Genomic DNA, 25818 nt, shown 5'->3' on the forward strand with positions numbered 1-25818 from the left:
GCGGACCGGGCGGCCCGACTGCGGCCTCAGGGACGAACCCGGCGTCCCCGCCGCACCGGACAGGGGAACGGCCCGGCGTACGGCGGGGCCTGCGGGGCCGGGTGGTTCCTGACCTACCATCATGTCTCCATTCGTGTATCTGCTGATCACCGGCCCGCCCTGGTGGCGTTGCCCGCCACCGGGGCCGGGGCCGGGGCTGGGGCTGGGGCCTTGGCCGAGTCCGGGGCCGGAGCCGGACCGCCCTGCCGCGGGGGTCATCCCTGGTGCTCCAAGGAGTCGTCGGCGGCGGAGTGCTGGCGGCCCCGGTCGTCGGGGCGGCTCTTCCCGCCTGCTGGATCGGCGTCGAGGCTGGCCATCCACGGACCGCTCGCGCCCGCCGCGGCGGGAACGGCGGGCGGACGGTGCGGGGCCGGCCGCCCGGCGGTCGCCACCGCCGCGCCCGGCGCGCGCTGCGGCCGGATCTGTCCCCCCGTACGCGGCGCGGCATCGAGGTTCGCGGCCGACAGCCCCGGGGGCAAGGGTGATCGGGGCGCGGGCGGGGACTGCGGCGGGGGCGCCGGAGTCCTGACCCGCCGCACGCGCGGCCCGGCGTCACTGCCGTCGTAGTGCGTCCCGCCGTCGTAGTGGACCTCGATCAGACGGGGCGACCGGTCCGATCCGGTCCGGGTCCGGACGCCGTCGGCGCGTACGACCTCGACCTGGACGCCGAAGACATGGGCCAGCAGCGGCAGGAAGACCTCACCGACCGGTTTCGCCCACGACAGCTCCCAGTTGACCACCGCGTCGAGTACGGCGGCGAGTTCGTCGTCGTCCAGCGGCGCGACGCTCTCGGGGTACTCGGCCGTGAGCAGCTCGCGCAGTTCGGCGGCCCCGGCCGGCCGGGGTGTCCTGTGACCGAGGCCGTGGTGGGTGATCAGGCCCAGCAGGGCTTTCCGGTCCATCGTCGCGAGCCGGGCGGTGAACTCCGCCAGTGCCCATTGCCGGTACTGCCCGACGCTCTCCGGGTCCGGCAGGCCGTCCCGCAACCGGTCCGCGACGAAGGTCCGCATCGCCTCGACCACGATCGAGGAGGGACCCACCGGGAGTTCGCCCGTCATCCGGCGCACCGCGGTCCGGCGACGCACTTCGTCGCGCACCGCGCCGGGGTCGGCGAGCCAGGCGTACGCCGCCGGGTGGGCGGCGGCCAGCCCGGGCAGTGCGGCGCGTACGTGTTCCGGATCGCTCGTCATGAACGAGTACAGCAGACACTCACCCGTGGCCGGCGTCTTCACCCTCGACCCGGAGCCGAACCCGGACCCGGACCTCGACCCCGGCGCCGCGATGGTGCCCCGCGAACCGCCGCCCTCCTTGGTCCCGGCCGGCTCCGATGTCCCGCTGCCCGTGACGGGGTCCGTGACCGGGGCCGGGGTCGAAGCCGGAGCCGACTCGGAGGAACCGGCCGGTTTCGGGGCCGCGACCTCGGGCGGGTCGGCCGGATCGCCGGTGGTGACGGCCGGGGGCGCCGGCGTGGCCTGGCGGGGAAGGGCGGCGAGGAACCGGCCGCCGCGGCTGTACAGCGTCAGCTGCGCCTGCGGCTCGGGGGAATCATGACCGGCGCCCGCGAAGTGCTCGTAGGAGCCGTTCTCGGACACCACGGTCAGTCCGACCCCGAAGATGTCGGCGATCAGGCCGGCGGCCGACCGGACCGTGCCGCTGTCCCAGCGGCGCGCCGTGCGCAGATTGAGCCGGACCAGGGCCTGGCGCTGCGACCGGGTGAGTCCTGCCGAGACCGCGTCGGGGAGCCGCCCTCCGCCGCGGGCAACTTCGCCCGCCACCTCCGGGTCGTCCGCGAAACGGGATCCGAGCACGGACGCCGTCTCCCGCGCGTGGAACACCGCGAGCGGGTCCAGCGGGACGTCGGCGGGCAGCCGGGGGCTGCGGGACACCAGCCCGGCCAGCCGTTCGGCGCCGCCCGGCTTGCCCCGGGTCAGCTGGACGGCGGCGTAGAAGCCGTTGCCGTCGCCGGCCGGATCGGCCAGGTCGTAGACGTACGTCGTCCCGTCGGGATCGGTTCCGGTCAGGGTGCGGTGGTCCGCTCCCGCGTCGAAGCGGCGCCCGCCCCGGCCGTCGGCGGGCTGCCACGGCGGCGCGGAGTGCGCGGGGCGGTCGCCGGGCCTGGCGAGAGTCGTGGCCGCGTCGGTCTTCGGCAGATCCCGCTTCGGCGCCGCCGGGGGCGCTCCGAGGGTCACCTCGTCCGGTTCCGGAGTCGTGCCGAGCCTGGCGCGGCCCTCGTCCGTGGCCGCCAGTTGGTACCAGCGGGTCAGGCGGTCGGTCTCGTAGCGCACCCGGTGCAGCTCGTCGGCGGCGGTCTCCGCCTTGGCCAGCAGCGCCGCGAGGTCGTCGCCGAAGCGGTCCGCCCGGCGCTGTGCCTCGTCCCGGGCGGATCCGGCGTCGGCCAGCGCCGCGGACAGGGCCGCGAGCCGCTTCGCGTCGTCGCGCACGGCGACCGCGCGCTCGTAGTCCTCGCGCAGGATCTCCGCCCAGCCCTCGTGCTCGGGCGCCGCGTCGCTCAACTCCCGCGACAGGCGGTCGACATCGGCTTGCGCCGCGGCCACGTCCGGCAGGTCCGGCGGCGCGGACAGCCGGGCCAGGTCCTGCTCGGCTCCGGTCAGCCGCCGCTGGGCCGCTGTCAGGGCCGAGGCGCGCTCGGCCTCGCCGTCGCGGCGGGCGTCCCAGTACTTCTTGTCGGCGGCGGTCCAGGCCTTGTCCGCCTTGGTGACTGTCTCCCAGGCCTTGGCGACCTTCGACGGGAAGTTGGTGGCGTTGATGAGCCCGAGTTCGCGGGCGATGTCCTCGCGTATCCAGGTCAGGACCGTGGTGTCGGTCTCCGTCGCCCGCGGGCCCTTGGTCGCGTGGCCGAACGTGCCGCGCACCAGCCTGCCGACGGCGCTGTCCTTCACGTGGTGATGCACGGAGGCGACGCTGAGCCAGGTGGTGGGGACGGCGAAGAGGAAGGACATGACCGCGTTCGGCTTGACGTTGACCGAGGCGAGCCCGTCCCTCGCGGAGGTCAGCCCTTCGGCGTCGGCGGCGGCGTCACCGCTGCCGGCCTGGGACACGCCCGAGCCGGTCGGCTCGCTGGCGAGCATCGGACCGCCGCCGAGCGCGCTCTCGTGGCCGCCGGAGCGGCCGACCGACGCGCCGTCGCCGGTGAGGGACCTGCGGGGAGCCTCGTGCTTCATGCCGTCGGCGACGGTGAGCAGTTGGGCGCCGCCGAAATCGGGCTTCGCGTGCAGTCTGAGGTCGGCGTCCGAGCCGCCGAACATGCCGACGTCGGTCACACCCGGCAGCTGGTAGCCGCCGGCTTCGAGGGTCCGGCCGTAGAACGAGGTGAGCGCCGTGTTGTTGGCGCCGTCCTCCATGACCTGGGCGGAACCCGTGCCGGCCCGGGTCAACGGGGTGTCCCTGGCCCGCATCAGCACGTCGTCGTCGACCTGCTCGAACTTCGGGAACGAGGTGTCGTAGGCGTCCGCGACGGCGACGGCGGTGGCGTCCTGGAGCCGGCCCAGACCGATGATCCCGCGCACCTTGTAGCCGTCGTCGGGCAGTTCGTGCGGCTTGACCTCCCCGCTGCGCGGGTGCAGGACGTCGCGCCAGCCGCCGGGCCCCATGTTCGCCGGCACGGCGACCTTGCGGGCCGGGCCGGGCGACGGGAGCTCCGGCGGGGCCAGCGGGTCCTCGTGCGGGCTCGCGGCGGACGCCGGGTCGGGGTCGCGGTCGGGGCGCATCAGGCTGAGCGGGAAGTGCTCGATCAGATAACCGACATCACCCTCCGAGGTGATGGTCCGCTTGTCCGTCCTCGTCCAGTCGCGCCAGGTGCGCTTCATCAGCGGCTTGCGCGGCCGCGGGGTGGCGGGCGACCCGCTGCCGTCGGCGCTCTCCGGGCCGGTCTCCGACGCGCTCTCCGATCCGCTCTCCGATCCGCTCCCGGTGTTCTTCTCCGGGCCGTCGCCTATCTCCAGGGCGAGGATCAGCTTGTACTTGGTCGCGTACTCGCCGTGGGCCTGCGTGGTGGTCGCCGTGGCGATCTTGACCGTGCCGTCGAGGTGGGTCTCGGTCGACTTCTTCCGGGAGGAGCCGATCTCCGTGTAGCTGGGGCCGGCTGCCTTCGCCGTGTCACTGGCCGTATGCGCGCTCTCCATCACCGACCAGCCGTTGTTCGCGCCGGAGACCCTGCTGCGTCCCTCCTGGACCGATTCGCCGGCCTGGCGGTGCTCCTCCAGCTCCACGCTGTGCCCGAGTCCGCCGAAGCCCGATCCGGCCTGCGCCGGAGGCGCGCCCTGAGTGCCCTGATCGCTTTGCGGGGTGCCCTTGCCCTTCGGGTCCGCCTCCCGCGCCGGAGTCGCGGTGTCCGGCACCAGCCGCACCACGACCCGGGCCCGGCGGTCGGTGAGCCAGAGGTTCATACTCTCCAGGCCCCAGTTGCCGACCCGGGCGGGGACGGTGGAGCGGTTGCCGGCCATCTCCTTGTTGACGGCGCGCACGATCCGGGAGGACACCGCCCGGTGGATGGTGTCGCGGTCGGCCGCGTTGAGACCGAGGGGGTGCAGCTTGCGGTCGAAGTCGCTCAGCACCCCGGCGGTGTTCAGGGAGTTCACCGGGTAACTGCCGAAGGGGGCCTGCCGCAGCCAGGGCTGCGGGGACCACGACCGCCTGGTGTAGAGCGGTACGTCGCCCCAGTTGTCGGTGATCAGTCCGAGGCGGTGGGCGCTCTTCTCGGGGACGTGCCCGACCCAGCCGCCGGTCACCTTCACCCGCCGCCCGGCCGCCCCGGCGAGCCGGCGCGGGACCAGTTTCTTGAACGTCTCGGACTCCCCGACCACGCTGGAGTCAGCGGCGATCTCATGGTCCACATCGGCCTGCACCAGCACCTGACGGCCGGTGTCCTTGCGGTTGATCTCGGCGACCGCGGTACGGCTGACGGTGAGGGTGCGGGTCTCCCGGCTCGCGAACGGGCTGATGACGGCCGCGTAGTTGCCGGTGACCCCCGACCCCGCGCCGTGGGAGTGCATATAGACCAGCTGTCCGCCGAAGAACTGCCTGCTGGTCCTGGTGAGCCGCCCGAGCACCTGCGCGATGCCGCCGACCGTGGTCTCCGTTTCCACCGGGACCGCGCCGGTGATCGCGCTCAGGGTGTCGGGCCGCAGCCTGGTGCGGTGGGCGAGGGTGGCGATCCGGCTCAGATAGGCTCCCTTGCTCCACAGTCCGGCGGCGCGCCAGCCGGCCGGCGCCGAGGTCTGGTCGAAGTTGGCGGTCTGATAGCGGGGTTCGAAGATCCGCAGCGCCGAGTCGTGCGCCGGGGCGCCCTGGAAGGTCAGGTGCCAGGAGCCGCCCGACGCCTCGTCCAGCGCCTCCTCGGCCGCCTTGTTGACACCGGGATGGGAGACGGCGGACAGGGTCAGGTAGGGGTGCTTGTCCAACTCCGCCGGAGCCTGCCGCGCGGCCTGGTCGAGCGCGGCGGGAGTGGCCAGCGCCAGATCCCTGGCCCGGCGGGCCGTGGTGCGCAGCGGGACACCGTGGAGCGGGTCGGGGCGCCCGTCGGGAGCCGCGCCGGGGGCGGGGCCGGTGCTCGGCGCGTGCTCGGTGGGGATGCTGAGCAGCACCCGGCCGACCGCGGGGCCGCCGCCCTTGCCCGGACCGATCAGGTAGCTCTCCTTCTCGCTGAAGATGAACGGCTGCGTCCCCAGGATGTTGAGGAACAGCACACCCCGCAGCAGACTGCGCAGCCGCCGGAAGCCGCCGCGCTTCGCGGTCAGTGAGATCCGGTAGCTGTAGAGGTCGGAGCCCTTGGTGCCGATCGCCATGGCCTCGTGGGTGGCGGCCTGCCCGTAGCCGCTCTCCAGGTGCTTGCGGCGCCCGAGGCGTCCGCCCACCGCCACCGTCCCGGCGTGCAGCGGAGCACGGATCTCGTCCCGGTCGGCGTCGCGCGGCGAGACCGAGAACTCGCCGCCGAGGTCCAGACCGCGCTCACCGCCCTGGCGCCCGCCGAGCGCCTCGCTGCCCGGCGCGCTGTAGCGCAGCCGCTGCTCCTTCTGGGTGCCCTCCCAGCGCCGGCCGGTCAGCCGGGCGTCCAGCCAGACGTAGCGCATTGCCCGGGTGGCGCGGCGGGAATCGACCAGGCCGATACGGAAGCCGGTCGTCATCATGGCTTCGAGCGTGCCCGCCATGCTGTGGTGGGCCAGGGAGTTGAGCACCTCCAGCGTATTGGCCTGCACCATCTGGAAGTGGCTGTCTCCCCGCCAGCGCGGGTTCGACCGGTTGAGCTGGTCGAGGGGAGCCACCAGATCCGGGTAGACCTGGGCCACCTCACGCAGCACCTGGTCGCCGAAGTCCTCCAGGAAGGTGCGCTCGGCGCCACCGGTATCACGGACGTAACTGCCGTCGTCGAAGGTGAACTCCTCGACGCGGCTCATCCCCAGGGTGGCGGGATCGTCCTCGGTCAGGTAGGGCGGGGCGGCCGGCTCGGGGTTGTCCGTCTTGCCCGGCGCCTCGCCGTGCCCCAGCCGGCGTGCCTCGCTGAGCGTCATCCGCTCCACGGCCCAGGTGTGGAAGGTCCGGGTGCGCGGCGGCGCGCTCCAGTTCTCCGGCGAGTTCTTGCGGAGCTTGCCCGGCTGGCCCTCCTCGCCCTTCGGGAGGGGTGCCTTCTCGTCCGGGGGCGCGGTCACCTCGACCGTCTTGTGGACGAGGTAGAGGCCGGTGGCGGCCCCCTTCGCCTGGGCCGCCGACCTGACGGACCCGGAGCCGCCGGTCTGCGCGGAGCGGCCGCGGGAGTGGCTGTAGCGGGCGGTGAAGCCCAGCAGCACCCGGAGGTCCAGCTGGCCCAGGTCCAGCCCGAACAGCTGGAAGGCGGGCCCGACGCTGGCACCGACCATGGTGACCGAGGCGTTGCCACGGTCCCGCTCGTTGCGTGTCGCGGACTGCAGGATGTCGCGGATCTCGGCGGCGGTCGTGGCGTCGATGAGCACCGCTTCGGCGGACTCCACCCGTACCGAGAAGAAGCCGAGCGGTTTCATGTCGCCGTCGGCGAAGAGCGGCGGGGTGGTGGTGCGGCCGGCGGCCATCACGCGGGCGGACTGGTGGAAGTTGTCGGTCGAGAAGTACTCGTCCAGCGCGGTGTGGGCCGAGCTGCCGGCCTTGACCTTGAGCTGCTGGACCGCCCAGTCGCGGATGTGCGAGACCGGGCCGAATCCCTCGGTGCTGAAGAAGCGGTAGTTCGCCTTCTTGCCGAGCCGCATCTCGGCCGGGAAGTTCTTCCTGATCTCCGCCGGCTGTCCGGTGTCCCGGGTGGCGCTGTCGGACAGCCGCGTGAGCAGGCCGTGGCGCACGGCGAAGCCGAAGGCGAACGGCCGCAGCCGGGTGTCCCCCGCCGGGATGGACCGCCCCGTCTGGTCGATCGGGCGGCCTTTGCGGTCGGTGACGGTGAACTCGTAGTGCACGTCGTCGAGATGGGCGTGCGATCCGTCGGTGGTGCGGGTCTCGACCTGGCTCGTCACCTGGTTCAGCATCGAGAACTGGACCCGCTTGCTCCAGGTCTTCCGCGCGAAGAGGCGCCCCCAGGGGTTCACCGCGCCCTTCGCGGGCCCGAGCGCCACGGTCGGGGCGAGCGCGGTGGAGGTGTTGTTCACCGCGGTCCGGCCGGTCGTGGTGGTGGTCCGCGCCATGCTGTCGATCTTCGTGGGGTTGGCGTAGCCGAAGGCGAACCGCTCCCACTCCGGGTAGGGCCGGGCGGTGACCTTGAGCACCCGGACCTGGCCCTTGGCGTTGGTGTAGGCGAAGTCCTGCCCGTCGCCGAAGAAGCTCTTCGGGGCCGTGGTCAGTCTGCGGCGCACGTCAGCCAGCAGCCCGGTCTCGCGGGGGCCGCCGCCCCGGGGGAGGGCGGGCCGCGCCGACGGCGACGACGACAGCTGCCTGCCGATCTCGTCCACCACCAGGTCGGCGCCGCGCAGCACGGGATCGCCGTTGCCGAAGCTGTAGGAACGCCGCAGTACGTCCTCGGGCAGATTCTTCAGCAGCGACCCGACGCCGCCCATGTAGACGGGCAGCTTGCGGTCGTCGGTGAAGCGTACGGGGTCGCTCGTCAGGGACGGCGCCGGCAGATCGCGGTCCAGCCGGGGCGGGCGGCGCTTGTCCAGGTCGTGGGCGATCGCCGCCCGCTTGTCGGCCGGGAGGGGCGAGTTCTCCGGGATCGGCGCGAGCGGAGTGCCCAGCGGATAGCGGGTGGGCGGCTCGGCGCCGCCCGGGCCCGCGAAGGTGACCCCGGACCCGCTGACGCCGGCCGCCGCACCGGCGGGGGCCGACCGGGGCAGGTCACGGCGGCGGGTGGCGGCCCAGCCGCTGGCGGTCGGCTGCGCCCCGGTCTGGTCGCGGAGCACCGTGACGGCGAACGGACCGGCGGCGGAGGTGGGGAGCAGGCGTGACACATCCGGCGAGGACCAGACGGTCCTTCCCGACCCCTGGCTGACGGCGTCCCGTGGCGCGGCGCCCGCCGGGGCCTGACCGGACCCGGCGGCGGGGCCGCCGGCGGACAGGGGACCCGGACCGGCACCGGCCTGGGGGACGGCCAGGACCACGCCGACGTTCAGCGGCCGGCCGGCCAGTTCCGGGTCGTGCGACAGCAGTTCGCCGATCTCGTCGTACGGCGCCCGGACGACGGAGCCGCCAGGGGTTCGCAGCAGCAGGTGATCGGGACCTCCCCGCGCCCAGAGGAGGTAGGGGGCGGGCTGGTCGCCGACGCTCCACGGCGCCGTCGCCGTCCCCCCGATGCCGAAGCGGCCGTCGCGCAGCCGGATGGCCGTGTTGAGCACGGCCGTGGACACCGGCCCGGACAGCGGCGTGCCGTCGTACCAGTTGCGGCCGGTCCGGTTGCCGTCCGCGTCGAGCAGCCGGGTCTCCGGCCGGAAGGCGCCCAGCAGTTCCAGGTGGAAGGCCGCCGCTGCCGTCGGGTCGTCCAGCTCACGACCCGCGGCGGCCGCCTGGGCCATCACGTCGAGCAGGTCCGCGCGCCGCGCCGGATCGGGCCGGTCCAGGTGCAGGATCTTCGCGCCCTGCGCGTCGGGGTCCGGGGTCCGGCTCTCCCACTCCAGGGCTTTCGCCGTCGCCCAGAACAGCCGGGCGCGCTCGCGCGGGCCGACCGGCGCCGCGTCGGCGTCCAGCCGCAGGATCCGGGCGGCCTCGGCGTCGATGTCGGCGAGGCCCAACCGCACCGCGGCCGCGACGAGTCGGGGGAGCGGGACGAATGCGGTGAGCGGCGTGCCGCGCCCGCCGTCCGCTGCCGTGCCGGCCGCGGTCGCGGCCCGGGTCAGCACCGCGTCGTAGTCGTCAGGGCTCAGGTCGCCGGTCCGCTGGCCCCGGTCGGCCAGCGCGGCGCGGTCCAGCAGGTCCATGGTGAAGGGCGTGACGCCGCCCAGCACCGGATCGGCGCTCCGCATGTTCTCCAACGCGCCGATGCCGGCGAGCAGTCGGGGATAGGAACCGTGCCGGTCGACATCCGGGCCGAAGACCCGTCGCAGGGCGCGTACCAGCCGCAGGGCCCGGTCCCGGGTCGCCGGGGAGGCGGGGTCGCCACCGCTGTGCAGGCCGGCCGCGCGGGCCACGTCGTCGAGCGCGCCGCCGGTCGGCTCGGGCCGGTACTCCACCCACCGTCCCGGCCGGCCCCGGACATCGGTCCGCATGGCGTGGACGTATCGGCCGTACGGAGCGGGCAGCTGCGCGATCCCGGTGCTGCGGGTGGAGCCGAACACCGTGCGGCCGGTCTCGTTGGCGGTGAGCTGGGCGTCACTGACCGTCGCCAGCGGATCGGCGACGAAGGGGTCGCGCACGCCGTCGCCGGTGATGACGTCCCCGTCCGCCGCCGCCGCGTACCAGCACCCCTCCATCACGATCACCTGGTCGTCGGGGAGATGGACCACGCTCGGCCGCCGCTTGAGGAATCCGCCGGTCTCCGGACCCCGCGCGATCTTGACCGTGCCGTCCTTGAGCGGCAGGTACGAACGCCCGGGGCGGGTGTGCCCGGCCAGGAAGTACGCCTTCCGGCCGGCCCACGGCACCGGCCGGGGATCCTTGGTCCAGGTGCCGGTCGCCCGGTTCTCGTACCAGAGTTCCGTCGCCTCCGCCGCGTGCCGGAGGAAGGGTTCCATCGTCGGGGCCTCGGCGTCGCTGAAGAGGGACCGCCCGATCGGCCGCCCTTCGGAGACGATGGTCTGGGTGAGCATCTCGCTCTCCCAGTCGGGCGCGTCCCGGTACGCGGCGGGGTTCAGCACCTCCCCCGGCCCGCTGGCGATCCAGTCCCCCCGCCGCGAGCCGGGGCGGTCCAGCAGGGAGACGGTGAACGGACCGGCCTGGTCCTGCCTGGCCAGCCGGACATGACCGCTCGCGGACCAGATCTCCCGGCCCGTCCGGTCGGCCGCCCCGCGCGGCAGTCCGAGTCCCCGCGCGCCGGCGCCCGGCACGAGCAGAACCACCGGGACATCGGCCCGCAGCCCGGCCAGCACCGGGTCGAGCAGCAGCAGTTCGGCGAACACGTCGGCCGGCGCCCGGAACACCGCGTCCTTGAAGCCGCGCAGCTCGACGTGGTCGTGATCGCCGGACGCCACGACGGTGTACGGCGCCGGGCCACCGGGCCGCTGCCAGGGAGCGGTGGCGGGGTCGCGGCGCTCAAGACCGCCGTCCGGCCGGGGGACGGACACTCCCACGGACGTCATGTCCAGGCTGGTGAGATCGGCGCCCGTCCAGTTCAGCCCCTGGAGGCCGCTGCCGGGCCGCCCCAGGGCGCGGGCCGGGGAGAGAACGCCCCGGAGCGTGAGGTGGAACGCGGCGAGGGCCGCGAGGCTGCGCGCCCCTTCGACGGCCTCGTCCAGCGCCACCCGGAACAGCTCAGCGCGCTGTGCCCCGGTCACCGGCTCGTCCGCGCTCAGGAGCAGCACCCGGCGGGCGACTTCGTCGAGCACGTCCATGGTCATCGGGCCGCCGCTCAGGGCCGGTTGGGGCTCCGCGCGGCGCAAGGCGTCGAGCCGGGCAACGGTGTCGAGCAGCGCGGGGTGGATCCGGTGCTCGACGATGCCCGAGCCGTAGACGCTCTCCAGTACCTGATGGTGCGTCAGCTCATCGGCGGCGGTGGAGTGTTCGGCGTCGTGGCCGAGCCGGGCGTCGTCCCGCTCCGGCGCCGCATCGTCGGAATCGACCGCACCGGCTGGGGAGGACGCGACGGCCGACGGCTCCGGCGGGCTGAACCGGACCTGGGCGACCGGCTCCGCCGACGCGGCGCCGGACCGGGACAAGCCGGCGGGCGGGACGGAGGGGGGCGGCGCGGACACGGCGGACCGGTGCGGCGGCCGGGGGCGTACGTGCGTCCAGTCCATCCACTTGGGCGAGTTCGGCTGCGGCGTCAGCACAACGGTGTAGGCGGCGGCGACGCTGTCGTACACCAGGCCGGTCTGCCCGCTGGACATCGTCACGGTCCTGGCGGTCGCCGTCCGGTCCGAGACGGCGCGCGGCAGTGCCCGGTTGTCGGCCCCGACCAGGACGATCCGGGTCTCCAGCTCAGTGCCGCTCAACTCCTTGTCGAGCAGCAGCAGTTCGGCGACCTCGTCGTGGGGCACCTTACGGGGAGCCCCGCCGGGGAAGGGCATGTCGATGTGGTCGCCGCCGTTCGCGTCGACCACCACGAAATAGGCCAGGGGGGACGGACCGGCGGCGGCTCCCGGCTCGACCCACGGCGCCGCGCTGCGTTTGCCGTTGGCGAGGGTGCCGTCGGTGGACCGTACGTAGGAGGCCGTCACCAGCGGGCCGTTGAGCGGCCTGCTCGTCCAGTTACGACCCGTTGTCCTGCCCCAGGGCGAGGTGATCGAGGTGTTGTCCCACAGCGCGCCGCTCTGCTTGAGGTGGTAGGCACCGAGCGCGCTGGGGTTGTACGGATCGATGCCGGAGGCAGCCGCGCCGGCCGCCGTCCACAGGAGCTGGCTGCGGCGTGCCTCGTCCGCAGGAGCGGCGCTGTCGCCCAGGTGCAGGACCTTGACCGCCAGGGCGTCCGCGTCCGCCGTGCTGCCGATCGCCTCGACGGCTTTGACCGTGGCCCAGAAGAGCAGTTGCCGGTCGGCTTCACTCACCACCCAGTCGCCGTCCGGCCCCTCCTCCAGATGTGTGTCGTCCAGCACCTGCTGGGCCCGATCGTCCGGGTCGCCGTCGCGCAGGAGTTCCAGGGCCCGGTCCACCGACGGCAGCGGGACGAAGGCGTGCAGCGTCGTATCGGGCGCGCCGCTCAGCCGGGCCCGCGCCGCGTCGAGCAGCGCCCGGACGTCGGCCGGCTCCAGCGCCGTGGGCGGAGGCTTTTCCGTGCCTTGCTGCTTCAGGTACGAGCGGGTGACCCGGTCCAGCAGCTCCAGCGTGAACAACCGCCCGGCGTCCCGCAGTTCCGGATCGTTCGCGCGCATGATCTCCACGGCCCCGATGCCGCGCAGCAGCCGCTGATAGTCGCCGGAGGGGTCGTCCTGATCGTCCTCGACGGCGACCCCGAACGTCTGACGCAGCGCCCGCACCAGCCGCAGCACCGTCGCCCGCGTCTCCTCGCCCGCCACCCCGGACCCCGGCCCCGCGGCCGGGAGCAGACCCGCCAGCACGGCCAGCTCGTCGAGCGCCCCGTCCACCGGCTCAGGGCGCAACTCCCGCCACGAACCGGGCTCGTTCAACGCGCCGGCCGCGATCAGGTGCGTCGACGGCCTGCCACCGGGATGGTGCTGGGCGTAGTGGGTCCGGTCGGGGGCGAAGACGGTGTGCCCGGTCGCGTTGGCCACCTCCTGCGCGGCGGAGACGGTCCTGAGCGGATCGGCGACGAACGGCGGACGGCTGGCGGTGTTGACACGGGGGTCTGCGTCCGAGGGGGTGTCGGCCCAGCAGCTCGGCATGACGATCGGGATGTGCGGGGCGAGCCGTCGCACACTCGGTCGCCGCTTCAGATAGCCCCCGACCTGTTCGCCGGACGCTTGGACGTTCTGCTGGCCCCGCCGCATGGTGAAGCGGCCGGGCAGCCCGTGCAGGGCGAAGTAGTACGCCTCCCGGCCGGCCCAGGGCAGCGTCTGCGAACCCGGAAGGAAGGTGCCGGCGACGGAGTCGAAAGGGAACGACTCCGTCTGGTCCGGGAGGCCTTCGTAGAACTTCTTCCGCACGACGTGGTCGTGGTCGTCGAACACGGCCCGGCCGATCGGCCGCCCGTCGTGGACGATGGTGAAGGTCATGAGTTCGCTGTCCGGGATGTCCTGGTCGCCGCTCCCGCCGAGCGAGTCCATCGATGCCAGGAGATCCGGCGCCGGATAGCCCGGCTCGCTGGCGATCCACTCGCCCGTCGGCCTGTCGAGCGCCGAGGTGTCGGTGACGACGATCCGGTGCCGGTTGGTCCGGGGGTCCGCCGCGAGCCGCTGGGCGCCGCTGTGCGCCCACACCGTCCTGCCGGTCGCCGTGGCCGCGGCCCGCGGCAGCGCCAGACCCTCGGCGCCGGCCCGCCGCCAGACGAGTACGACCGGGACCGCGTCGCCCAGCGCGGCCAGATCCGGGTCCATGGCCAGCAGTTCGGCGAGGTCCTCCCATTGCACCGCCTGGGAGGAACCGTCGCCCAGGCGCACGCTGACATGATCGTGGCCGCCCTTGGCCACCACGACGTACGGACGGGGATCGCCGGGCTGCCGCGCCCACGGACCCTTGTGCGGCTTCCCGGCGGCGGTGTCCAGTTCGTACGAGCCGGTGTCCAGGTCGCGGACCGGGTCCCCGGTCCAGTTGCGGCCGATGACGCTCCCGTCGGGAGCGGTGATACGGGACGCGGCGGACAGCGCGCCGAGCCGGTCGAGGTGGAAGGCGCTCAGGGCGGCCAGGCTCGTCGCCCGTCCGGCCGCAGTCGCCGCGTCGACCAGTGTGTACAGCTCGACGTGGTGGGCGGTCGTGACGTCATCGGGGTCGGACACGTGCAGGACCCGCTGCACGAGGATGTCCGGGTCGAAATCGTCCGACAGGTCGGGGTCCGCCGATTTCAGCGCCGCCAGCCGTGCCACCGCCGCCGCGTGCGGCGGCTGGGCGATCTCGATCACCGCCTGCCGGCGCTGCGCCTGCGCGTCCGGGTAGCTCAGCCGGCCGTCCGCGCCGATCGCCCGGCCCCGGCTCTCCACGGTGATGGTGAAGGCGTCGACACCGACATGACCGTCGTCGCCGGAGCCGGCCGATCCCGTGTCCCCGTCGGTGCCGCTGTCCGGGACACTGGCGTAACCACTGCCGGCGTCGCTGCCCGGGACGCTGCCCGCCTGGCTGCCGGGGGCACTGCCCGGGTAGCCGTCGGAGGGGGCGTCCTCGTCCGTGCTCTGCAAGGCTTCGAGCTCGCGGGCCAGTTCGCCGCGGAACACCTGGGCGACCGCGTCGGCGCGCTGCTCGCCGGTGGTCCTGTCCCGTTCTCCGATGCCGACCGCCGCGTACCAGCGGCCGTTGCCGTAGCCGGTGATGACGACCCGGCGGGCCGGGAGCCCGGCCTTGATCTCCCGCAGACCCACCGCCGCCACCTGCTTGGCCAGCGCGGCGATGTCGGCGGTCTGCGCGGATTCGAGATGCTTGACGCCCTCGCGGAAGGTCACCACCGACCGGCGTGGCGGAAGCGGAGCCAGTGCGGGAGCCTCGGGAGCGGCCGGGGCCGCCGACGAGGGCCCGGCCACCGGGACGAGCCCGGTGGCGGCCGTACCGGCGTCGGCGACGGCCCGGCCGGTGGCGGCCGAGCGCGCGGTGGCGAGCGCTCGCGGGAGCTTCCCGGACGGGAGCAGGCCGGAGCCCGGCCCGTCCGGCGCGGCACCGAGATCGTGCCCCGGCGGAAGATCGGACGGGTCCGGCTCGGACTCGGCCGGGCCCTCGTCCGCACCGACGCGCAGATCGGAACTGCCCGCCGCCTCGGACGACGGCGTACCCGGGGAAAGGTCGGTCTCCTCGATGCTCGACGCGCCGTCGCTCAGGGCCGGCTCGGATTCCGGCCGGGGCGATACGGCGGCCGGTGCTTCGGGCTCGCCGGGCTCGGTCCCGGTGGCCGGCTCCTCCAGCACGGTCGTGGACCGGGACACGACGACCGCGGGGGCGGACGCGGGCGAGGCCTGAACAGCGGACGCGGGTGGCATGGAGACGGCGGGCATGTGCGGCGGGCCCGGGCGGACCTCGGTCCAGTCCTCCCAGCTGGGCGATGTCGGATCGAGCCGGGTCAGGACGATGCTGGCGGTGCCGTCGGCGCTGTCGTATCCCACGCCGGTCGGCCGGGTGGATGTCGTCACCGTCCGGCCGGTCGCCTTCCGGTCGGAGACGGCATGCGCCAGCGCCGGATTGCGGGCCCCGACCAGGACGACGCCGACCTCCTGCTTCTTGGAGCCCAAGTAGTCGTCGAGCACCAGCAGTTCGGCGATCTCGTCGTGGGGCACCTTACGGGGGGAGCCGCCTGGCCACGGCATGTCGACGTGGTCGCCGCCGTTCTCGTCGACCAGCACGTAGTAGGCGTTGGGCGGTTGCCGGGCGGCGGGTTCGCCCGGCTTCGCCCACGGTGCCCTGCGCTGGGTGCCGTTGACGACGGTGCCGTCCGCGGACCGGACGTAGGAGGCCGTCGCGATCCGGCCGCCGAGCGCATCGCTCGTCCAGTTGCGGCCCATCGTCTTGCCCGAGGAAGAGACGATCAGCGTCTTCGCGGACAGCGCGCCGTTGCGCGTGAGGTGGTACGCGGCCAGGGCGCTCGGGTGGTACGGATCGACGCCGGTCGCGGCGGCCGCGGCCACGGTCCACAGCAGCTCGCCGCGGCGTGCCTCGTCCACCGGACCGGCGGTGCCGCCCAGGTGCAGGACCTTGTCCGCCAGGGCCTCCTCGTCGGCCGCGCTCCCGAGTGCCTCGACGGCCTTGACCGTCGCCCAGACGGTCTGCTGCCGGTCGCTCTCGGTCGGCTGGTAGACGCCGTCCGGCCCCATCTCCACGACGGGCCCCTCGTCGTCGTGCAGCACCTTGCCGACGCGGTCGACCAGGTCGACCCGCAGGAGTTCCAGTGCCCGGTCCACCGAGGGCAGCGGGACGAAGGCGTGCAGCGTCGTATCGGGCGCGCCGCTCAGCCGCGCCCGCGCGGCATCGAGCATCGCCCGGACGTCGGCCGGCTCCAAAGACATCGGCCGCGGCTTGTCCGCACCCTGCTGCTTCAGGTGCGAGCGGGTGACCCGGTCCAGCAGATCCAGCGTGAACAACCGCCCGGCGTCCCGCAGTTCCGGATCGTTCGCGCGCATCGTCTCCAGCGCGCCGGTGCCCCGCAGCAGCGCCTGATAGGTGCCGGACGGATCGTCCTTGTCGTCCTCGACGGCGACCCCGAACGTCTGGCGCAGCGCCCGCACCAGCCGCAGCACCGTCGCCCGCGTCTCCTCGCCCGCCACCCCGGACCCCGGCCCCGCGGCCGGGAGCAGACCCGCCAGCACGGCCAGCTCGTCGAGCGCCCCGTCCACCGGTTCGGGACGCACCTCCCGCCACGAACCGGGCTCGTTCATCGCGCCGGCCGCGATCATTTCCACCGGGCCGCGCCCGCCGGGGCCAGCGGACTTCGAGTAGGTGACCCGCTCGGCGGCGAAAACGGTGCGCCCGGTCGTATTGGCCACCCCTTGGGCTGCGGTGAGGGTCCTGAGCGGATCGGCGACGAACGGCGGTCGGCCGGCCGCCTGCGGACCGGCCATGCCGTCCGCGGGCGTATCGGCCCAGCAGGCACCGAGAACGATCGGGACCTGCGGCGCGAGCCGCCGCAGGCTCGGGCGCCGCTTCAGATAGCCGCCGGCCTCTTCACCCCTCGTCTGGAATGCCCGGCGGCCCCGCTGCATGCTCAGGCGGCCCGGCATTCCGTGCAGGTAGAAGTAGTACACCTCCTGACCGGCCCAGGGCAGCGCCTGCGAACCGGGAAGGAAGGTGCTGGTGATGGAGTCCCAGCCGAGGGTGTCGGCCTGGTCGGGGAGGGTGTCGAAGAACGTCTCCTCCAGGGACTGGTGTTCGGCGTCGAACACGGCCCGGCCGATCGGCCGCCCGTCGGCGACGATGGTGAAGCTGGTGACCGCGCTGTCCGGGACCGCTTCGTCCTCGAGTCCGAACTCGTCGATCGAGCGGATCCGGCCCTGGGTGTCGGGGGACGCATAGCCCGGCTCGCTGGCGATCCACCTGCCCACCGGGATCTTGATCAGCGACATGTCGCCGACCACGATCCGGGCCCGGTTGCTCTGCGGGTCCTCCAGGATCTCCGCGCTGCCGCTGTGCGCCCACACCGTCCTGCCGGTCGCCGTGGCGACGGCCCGCGGCAGCGCCAGACCCTCGGCGCCGGCCTTCCGCCAGGCGAGCAGGACCGGCACGTCGTCGCCCAGCGCGGTCAGATCCGGGTCCATGGCGAGCAGTTCGGCGAGTTCCTCCGGCGAGACCGTCTGGTCGGTGCCGTCGGGCAGTCGTACCACGGCGAAGTCGTGGCTCGCGTCGGACACCACGACGTACGGGCGCGGTGGGCCGGCCTGCCAGGGCGATGGGGACAGGAGGGGCTTCGCGCTGCCCATCCGCACGCCGTACGAGGAGGTGTCCAGGTCGCGGACCGCGTCCTCCGTCCAATTGCGGCCCAGGACGGTGCCGTCGGGAGCGGTGATACGGGACGCGGGGGACAGGGCACCCAACTGCTGGAGACGGAAGGCGCGCAGGGCTGCCAGGCTGGTCGCCCGCCCGGCCGCCGTCGCCTCGTCGACCAGTGTGTACAACGCGCGGCGATGCGCGGCGGTCACGTCCTCGAATCCGGACAGGCGCAGGATCTGGTACACCAGCGCGTCCGGGGAGAATTCGCCGGTCAGCTCCGGGGCCGCCTTCTGCAAGGCGTCCAGTCGCGCCACCGCGGCGGCGTGGCCCGGCTGGTCGATCTCGATCAGCGCCCGCTGCCGCTGCTCCTGCGCGTCCGCGTAGCTCAGCCGGCCGTCGGCGCCGATCGCCCGGCCCCTGCTCTCCACCATGATGGTGAAGGCGTCGACACCGATGGGCTCGACGACGTCCGAGGTGACCGATCCCGTATCCTCGTCGCTGCTCGCGAGACTTCCCGCGTCGCCGACCGGGACGGCGCCGCCCTCCCCGCCGTTCTGCAACACGCCCAACTCATGGGCGAGTTCCGTGCGGAAAACCTCGGCTACGGCTTCCGCCCGCTCCTCGCCGGTCGCCGCGGCCCGTCGGCCGATCCCGGCCGCCTCGTACCAGCGGCCGTTGCCGTAACCGGTGATGGTGATCCGGCGCGCCGGAAGTCCGGCCCGGATCTCCCGCAGACCCGCGGCCGCCAACTGCCGTGCCAGCGCGGAGATCTCGCCGACCTGGACGGCGCCGAGGTGCTTGACGCCCTCGCGGAAGCTCACCACCGAGCGGCGCGGCGGGAGCGGAGCGGCGACGGACACCACGGGGACGGCCGGGACGGCCGAGGAGGGCCCGGCCACCGGGGCGAGCGCCGGAGCGGTCGTACCGGTGTCCGCGCGGGCCGCGTCGGCGGAAGCCCTTGGGACGACCGCCGACCGCGACGGCACCGTCATGTCCCTGCTCGTGACGACCGGCGCGGGGACGCCGGGCGGCTGCGGTGCCTGGACCGGCTTCGACTCGTCCGGCTTCGACTCGTCCGGCGCCGGCGGGCGGGCGGCGACCGGGCGGGCGGCGGCCGGAGGGGCGTAGCTGGCGATCCTCGGCGGGGCCTCGGGGCCGAAACTCCAGACGGTGGGCACCTCGGCGACCTTCTCGGGCGCCATCAGATCGATGTCCATCTCGCCGAGCGCCGCGCCGAGATCGTGCCCCAGCAGCAGATCGGGCTCCTCCGGGTCGAACTCGGCCCAGCCCTGCTGGTCGCTGACGTACAGCGTGAATCGGCCGGCGTCGTCGGGAACCGGCGTACCCGACAGAAGATCGGTCCCGTCGAAGTCCACCGGATGCCCGATGGGCGCGATCAGCTTTCCCTTCAGCGCCGAGGCGACCTGCTTGCCGAAGGCCGGCGGTCCGGCCAGCGGATCGGCGCGCCCGGCCTGCCCCGCGACGAGTACCACCCGCACCGGGGACCGCGGGTCCCACGCCGTCCACCGGCGGATCCAGTCCGCGACGCCGTGCGCGTCCCGCCAACTGCGGTCCAGGTAGAAGCGGTTCCGGGCGTAGTTGTATATGCCGCCCACCAGGATCACCTGGTCCGAGGTGGGCAGGAACGCCGAGCCGTGGTTCCGTGAGGGCAGTTGGTCCCGGGAGACGAACCGGGGCGCGCTCGCCGCGGCCTCGGTGGTCTCCTGGCCAGCCGACTGGGCGGGGTCTTGGTACGCCTCGGTCCCGCTCTCGACGGCCCGCGGGTCCGGCACCTTCGACTGGGGGAACGCCGGTGGCCGCGCCGCCGGGTCCGGGTGCGGGGTGAGAGCGGCGGGGTCGGTCGTCGTCAGGGTGTCGTCCGCGAGCGCGGCACCGGCCGACTCGGCTTCGGCCGCGGCGGCCTTCGCTGTGGCGGCCGACGCGTCAGCCGTCTCCCGGGCTTCCGCCGCGGCTACGGCCGCCTGCTCCGCGGCCTCCAGCTTCGCCGCCAATGCCGCTTCGGCGGCCGCGACCTCGGTCCGTGCCGAAGCCGCTGTCTCCGCCGCCTCCGGGGCCTCCAGGGCATCCGGCGATTCCGCTCCGGCCGCCGGCAGTTTCTGCTGGGCGCGTGACAACGCGGTTTCCGCGAGCTCGACTTCACGGGTGGCCGCCGCCTTGGCGGACTCGGCCCGCTGGGCCAGGGCCCGGTCCGCCCCGGCGGTCGCCGCGGCGTCCTTCGCCCGGGTCACCAGATCGCTGATCGGGGTAGCGAGGGCCGCCGCGTCCTTCGCCTTCGCCTTCGCCGCAGCGGTCTTCGCCTTGGAGGCGGCGGCCTGTTCGGCGGCGTTGGCCGACGCGGTCGCCTTGGCCTTCGCGGCGGCCTGGGCTTCGGCGCCCGCCTTGGCGGAGGCTTCCTTCGCCTTGGCGGCGACCGCCTTCGCGAACGCCTTGCGCTCCGCGGCGATCTTGGCCGTCAGATCCTTCTCCGCGGTGTTCACCCGTTCGCGGGCGGCGGCGACGGCCCGGCTGGTGGCCGCGACTTGCGCGGACTTGGCCTCCAGCGCGGCCTGGGCGGCCGCCTCGTCCCTGGTGTTCCGGGTGATCGTGTTGATCCTCGCCTCGGCGACGGCCGGCCGGTCGACCGGTCCGGCCGGTCCGGTCGAAGCGGTCGAATCGGCCGATGGGGACTGGCCGTCGGCCGGTTCGGCTGTCGCCGGTTGCTTCGGCCGGACGGACGGGGCGGACAGGGCGGACGCGTCGGGAGCCGAGGTGTCCGAGGCGGGCGCCGACTGCTCGGTCTGAGCCCTGGACAGCGCGGCCCGCGCCGCCCTGACCCCGATCGCGGCCTTGGCCGCGGCCTCGTCGGCCGTCTTCACGGCGGCCTCCGCCGCCCCGGCGGTGGGCTCGGCCGCCATCGCCGCCGACTGCGCGTCCGTGGCCGCGGCTTCCGCCGCCTCCGCCGCCCGCGCCGAGACGTCCGCCCTCGACTGCGCCGCCTCCGCCGCGTCCATGGCCGCCGGGGTGCCCGTGTCAGCCGCCTCGGACAGCTTCGCCCGGGCGGCCGCCGCATCCGCCGTCGCCGACTCCCGCGCCTTGGCCGCGGCTAGCGCGGCGGCCTCCGCTGCCTTCCGCGGGCCGTGCGCCGCCGCCCGCGCCGCCACCGAGTCCTTGTACGCCTGGAGTTCGGCCGCCCGCGCGTCCGCCAGCCCCTTCTGCGCCGCCTCCACCGGCAAGGTCCCGGCCTTGGCCGGCCGGGTGCCGACCGGTTGGGCTTCCGGCGCCCCTTCGGCCGTGGCGTCCGGGCCGGTGCCCGCCCGGCCCTCGGGCTCTTTCGTACCGCCGCCGAGCAGCTGGCCCTTGCCCTGGAAGGCTGTCGGCGCCGCCGGGGCAGCGGCCTCGCCGGTCGTCGAGGTGTCCGCGCGGGCCGGCTCGCCCGTCTCGGTGCCGAGCCGGCGGCCGGGGCCGTGGAAGGTGCTCGGTGCGGCCTTCGCCCCGGCCCCGGTCGTCGCGCCGCTGACCGAGTCGTCGCCCAACCGCCGTCCCGGGCCTTCGAACTCGGCCGACGCGCCGCCCGTCTTCACGGCGACGCTCCCGGTCCCGGTCCGCGGGCCGACGCTCTCGCCGTCCCCCAGCCGCCGCCCGGGACCGGGGGACTTCTCCGACCCGGCCGGTCCGCCGTTCTTCGTCCCGGCCGCCGGTCCGTCGGCGGTGCCTTCGCCCAGCCGATGGCCCGGTCCGGTGAACCTCGCGGCCTGCTGGGGATCCACCGGCACTTCGGTGTCGTTGCCGTCCAACCGGTGCCCCGCGCCGGGGAACTTGGGCTTCTCCGGCGGCTTGCCGGTCGTGCCCTGCTCCGGCTTCCGAGTCGCCGTGTCGGACCCCTTCGAGGGGCCTCGCAGAGCGGTAGCGGTCCCCTGGCCGGAAGTGGTGTCCGTGCCCTTGCCCCGGCCGGGCGATCGCGCGGGGGCGGCCGGACTCGCGGCGGGCTCCGGGTCCTTCGGCAGGTCGGCCAGGGTGGCGAACTTCTTGCCCTTCGCGGTGCTGCGGACCTGGGGAGCGTCCGTTCCGGCGCCCTTGCCCGCCGCCGCGGCCTTGGCGTCCGCCGCGGTCTTCTCCAGCTCGGCCACCGACCCCGCCAGGGCGACCCGGGTGTCCCGTACGTCACCGGACGCCTTCAACGCGTCGGCCTGCGCCGTCCTGGCGTCGGCCCGAGCCGTCCCCACCGCGGTCTCGGCCGCCGTGGCCTTCGCCGCCGCCGCCCGGGCCCGCTCGGCCGAGGCATCGGCTGCCGCCTGCGCCGCCTTCGCCGCGTCGACCGCTTCCGGGGTGCCCTTGCCGGCCGCCTCCAGCTGCTTCACCCGGGCGGTCTCCGCGTCGGCGTCGGCTGTCTTCCGCGCGTCCGCCGACGCCTTGGCGGCGGCGCTGGACACCTCCTGCGCGGTGTCCGCCTTCGCGTGCGCCGACACCGCGTGCCAGAACGCCTGCGGCTCGGCCTCCCGGGCCTGCCCCAGCGCGGTCACCCAGGAATCCACCCCGGACCGCTCCAGCCGCGCATCCGCCGCAGCCTTCACCGCCCGCGCCAGCGCATCCGCCTTCGCCTGCGCGGCAACCGCCGCGTCCACCGCATCCCCGGTGCCGGACCGCTCCGCCTCGACAGACTTCACCCGGGCGTCCTCCCCAGCCGCCCTCGCCGCCCCCGGCAACTTCGCCGCGGCATCCCCGCGCGCCGCGAAGATGTCCTCGTACTTCTTCGCGACCTGCCCGGCATTGGGCCGCGTCCCATTCCCGTCGCCCGGGGCGCCGGCGTCCGCGCCGTCATCGGCCCGCTTGGCAGCCGCGGCCAAAGCGTCCAGGTGAGCGGCCTCGGCCTTCTCCAGCCGGCCCACCGACCCCGACAACGCCACCCGCGCGTCGCGCACATCACCGGCCGCGGTCGCCGCGTCCGCCACCGCGGTCTTCGCCTCCTCCTTCGCCGCGTCGACCGCGTCCGCCGTGGCCTGGGCCGCCTTCGCCTGCGCCGACACCGCGTGCCAGAACGCCTGCGGCTCGGCCTCCCGGGCCTGCCCCAGCGCGGTCACCCAGGAATCCACCCCGGACCGCTCCAGCCGCGCATCCGCCGCAGCCTTCACCGCCCGCGCCAGCGCGTCCGCCTTCGCCTGCGCGGCAACCGCCGCGTCCACCGCATCCCGAGTGCCGGACCGCTCCGCCTCGACAGACTTCACCCGGGCGTCCTCCCCAGCCGCCCTCGCCGCCCCCGGCAACTTCGCCGCGGCATCCCCGCGCGCCGCGAAGATGTCCTCGTACTTCTTCGCGACCTGCCCGGCATTGGGCCGCGTCCCATTCCCGTCGCCCGGGGCGCCGGCGTCCGCGCCGTCATCGGCCCGCTTGGCAGCCGCGGCCAAAGCGTCCAGGTGAGCGGCCTCGGCCTTCTCCAGCCGGCCCACCGACCCCGACAACGCCACCCGCGCGTCGCGCAGATCACCCGCCGCCGCCACCGCGTCGGCCTGCGCCGTCCTCGCATCCTCCTTCGCCGCGTCCGCCGCCGACCGCGCCGTCCTCGCCCGGCCGTCCGCCGCCTTCACCGCGTTCGCCGAAGCGTCCGCCGTGGCCTGGGCCGCCCTGGCCGCGTCCACCGCCTGCGCGGTGCCGGTGCGATCCGCTTCGAGATACTTCTGCCGGGCGTTGTCCGCGTCGGTTTCGGCTGTCCTGCGCGCGTCCGCCGATGCCTTGGCCGCGGTGTTGGACGCCTCCAGCGCGGTGTCCGCCTTCGCCTGGGCCGACACCGAGTGCGCGAACGCCTGATGCTCCGCCCCCCGGGTCTCCCCCACCGCCGTCACCCACGAATCGAGCCCGGACCGCTCCAGCCGCGCATCCGCAGCCGCCTTCACCGCCCGCGCCAGCGCGTCCGCCTTCACCTGCGCCGCAACCGCCGCGTCCACCGCATCCCCGGTGCCGGACCGCTCCGCCTCGACAGACCTCGCCCGAGCGTCGTCCCCAGCCGCCCTCGCCGCCTCCGGCAGACTCGCCGCCGCATCCTTGCGCGCCGCGAACATGTCCTCATACTTCTTCGCGATCTCCCCGGCACTCGGATGCGACCCGCCCGCATCCGTGGGGTGTGCGCCGCTCTTCCCGCCGCCGGCGGCCGGTCTGGCCAGGGCGTCCGCGTGCGCCTGCGCCGCCTTGGCGGCCTCCACCGCCTGCGGAGTGCCGGTGCGATCCGCTTCGAAGAACGTCACCCGGGCGTCTTCCTCGGCCGCTCTGGCGTCCGCGGTCAGCTTGGCCCGCGTATCGGCCTTCACGGCCGCGGCGAGTTCGTTCTCCTTCCCGGTGAGCGTGTTCTTCGCGATCCTGATGTCCTGGAGGGCGTCGGCGGCGGCCTTCTCCGTCCCCGCCGGCGACGTGTCGGTCGGCTTCGGGCCGGTGGCCACCGGCGGCTCGCCGCTGCCGAGGCCCCTGGGGTCCCCGGCGCCCGACCGAACCGTGTCCCCGTCGCCGAGACGCGTACCCACGCTGTCGGAGGACGAGGACGTACGCCGCGGCGCCTGCACGTCCGCCCGGGGGCCGCCGGTCGGCGCGTGCTCGCCGTCGCCCGGAGTCCTGGTCACCGCTGGCGGCTGCGCGCCTCTCAGTTGCCCTGCCAGGCCCTGTGCCTGCGTGGCGGCCGCTCGCGCCACGATCTCTTCCGACTGATGGGGCAGCGGGGAGTCCGAGTCCGGAGCCGTGCGGGTCTCGCCGCCGTGGGGCGTGGGGTCGAGGTTGGTGGCGCCGTGCGGGTCCGAGGTACGTATCGGGGGCGCGGTGACGATCCGGTCCGGGATGGTGTCCGCCGGGTTCTTGTCACCCGTGAACGCCGGATCGTGGATGTCGTCGGTGCGCTGTCCCCGGACCGAATCCGCTCCCCCGGGGCCCGAATTCCGCTCCGGCACGAAATCCGGCTGGTCCCTCGACCGGCCGGGGTTCACGTCCTTCACGTTCGCGTCGGCCGGCCTCAATGTCAGCTTGGGCGCGGGCGTCGGGGTCGGGGTCGGGTCGGTGATCGGCCCGTCCCCCGTACGGCCGACGTTCACGGTCACCTTCCGGCCGCCGGCCGAACTGTCGGTGATGACCGAATCGGAGCTGTCCGGGCGGACGACGGAGGTGTTGTCCGTCAGGTTCTTCGAGTTGACGACGGATTTTCCGCTGGTGGTGACCAGGGTGCTCGGAGCCACGATGTCGGCCGTGACCTTGCCGCCGTTCCTGACGCCGCCGCCGATGTTCCCGCCGAGACCGCCGCCGACATTGACGTTGGGAACGCCCTTGCCCGTGGTGTCGGGCTTCGGAATGTTCAGCGGGCCGCCGGTCGGCTTCACCTTGTTGATGAGGCCCTTCGCGCCGAAGACCGCGATCGCCTGGATGGGCGCCAGCATGATGCCCATCTCGATGAACTCGGCCCACCCCTCCGCGGTCGTGGGGACGGGACTCCAGTGCTTCCAGTCGGTGTTCAGTCCGGCCGCGGCGTTCGAGCCCAGCGTGGTGAGAGCGCTGATCGCGGTGAACTCGACCCCGAATTTGCTGATATTGAACGCGAGACCCGCGATCGTCGTGGCCCAGGGATACGCCTCCGCCGCGGCGCCGGTGGCTTCGGTGACCCAGGTGCTGATCTTGGTCACGAAACCCGCCAGGGAGGCGACCGCCTCACCGACCATCCCGCCGATCTCGATGAGGGAGGAGACAAGTCGCCCGATCAGGCTGGCCACGAGGCTGAAGATCTCGCCGAGCACCCCGGCGAGAATGGAGAGACCGAGTCCGAGCAGCGTGGCGAGAAGGCTGGCCAGTGCCTGTTTGGCCTCGGTCTTCTGCTGCTCGCTGCGCAGCATGGCGAAGTAGTTGATCGCCTCGCCCATGTCCCAGCTGTCGAGGCACACCTGGATGATGTTGGGCTGGAGTCCGTACTCTCCCAGCGGGGTGTCGGGCCCGTCCGACTGGTTGTAGAAGGCGGTGGTCATCGCCATCGCCGCCGTGCCCGTCCAGGCTCCGTTGATCAGGTTGAACTGCGCGCTGTCCATCGCCTGATACTGCTCGTAGAGCTTGTTGCCGAAGGTGATCCAGGCGTTTCCCAGCTCGATGACCGGATTCGGGTCCCACGGGACGGCGTCGCGGTAGCCCGAGGTCATGAGAGGTCGCCGCCGTAGGCCGGCATGGGGACGGAAGCGATGTCGGACATCTGAA

The 25818-nt window shown here is 74.1% G+C and carries 1 protein-coding gene; it reads right to left on the reverse strand.

The window, feature by feature from the left end:
• Nucleotides 1-254: 254 nt before the first annotated feature.
• Nucleotides 255-25763 carry a lonely Cys domain-containing protein gene (locus ACFO3J_RS25575; protein ID WP_386433691.1) on the reverse strand — a complete coding sequence of 8503 codons (25509 nt, stop codon included), beginning with the start codon at nt 25761-25763 and terminating at the stop codon, nt 255-257.
• Nucleotides 25764-25818: the final 55 nt, after the last annotated feature.

This window comes from Streptomyces polygonati (assembly GCF_042650325.1).
GTDB lineage: Bacteria > Actinomycetota > Actinomycetes > Streptomycetales > Streptomycetaceae > Actinacidiphila > Actinacidiphila polygonati.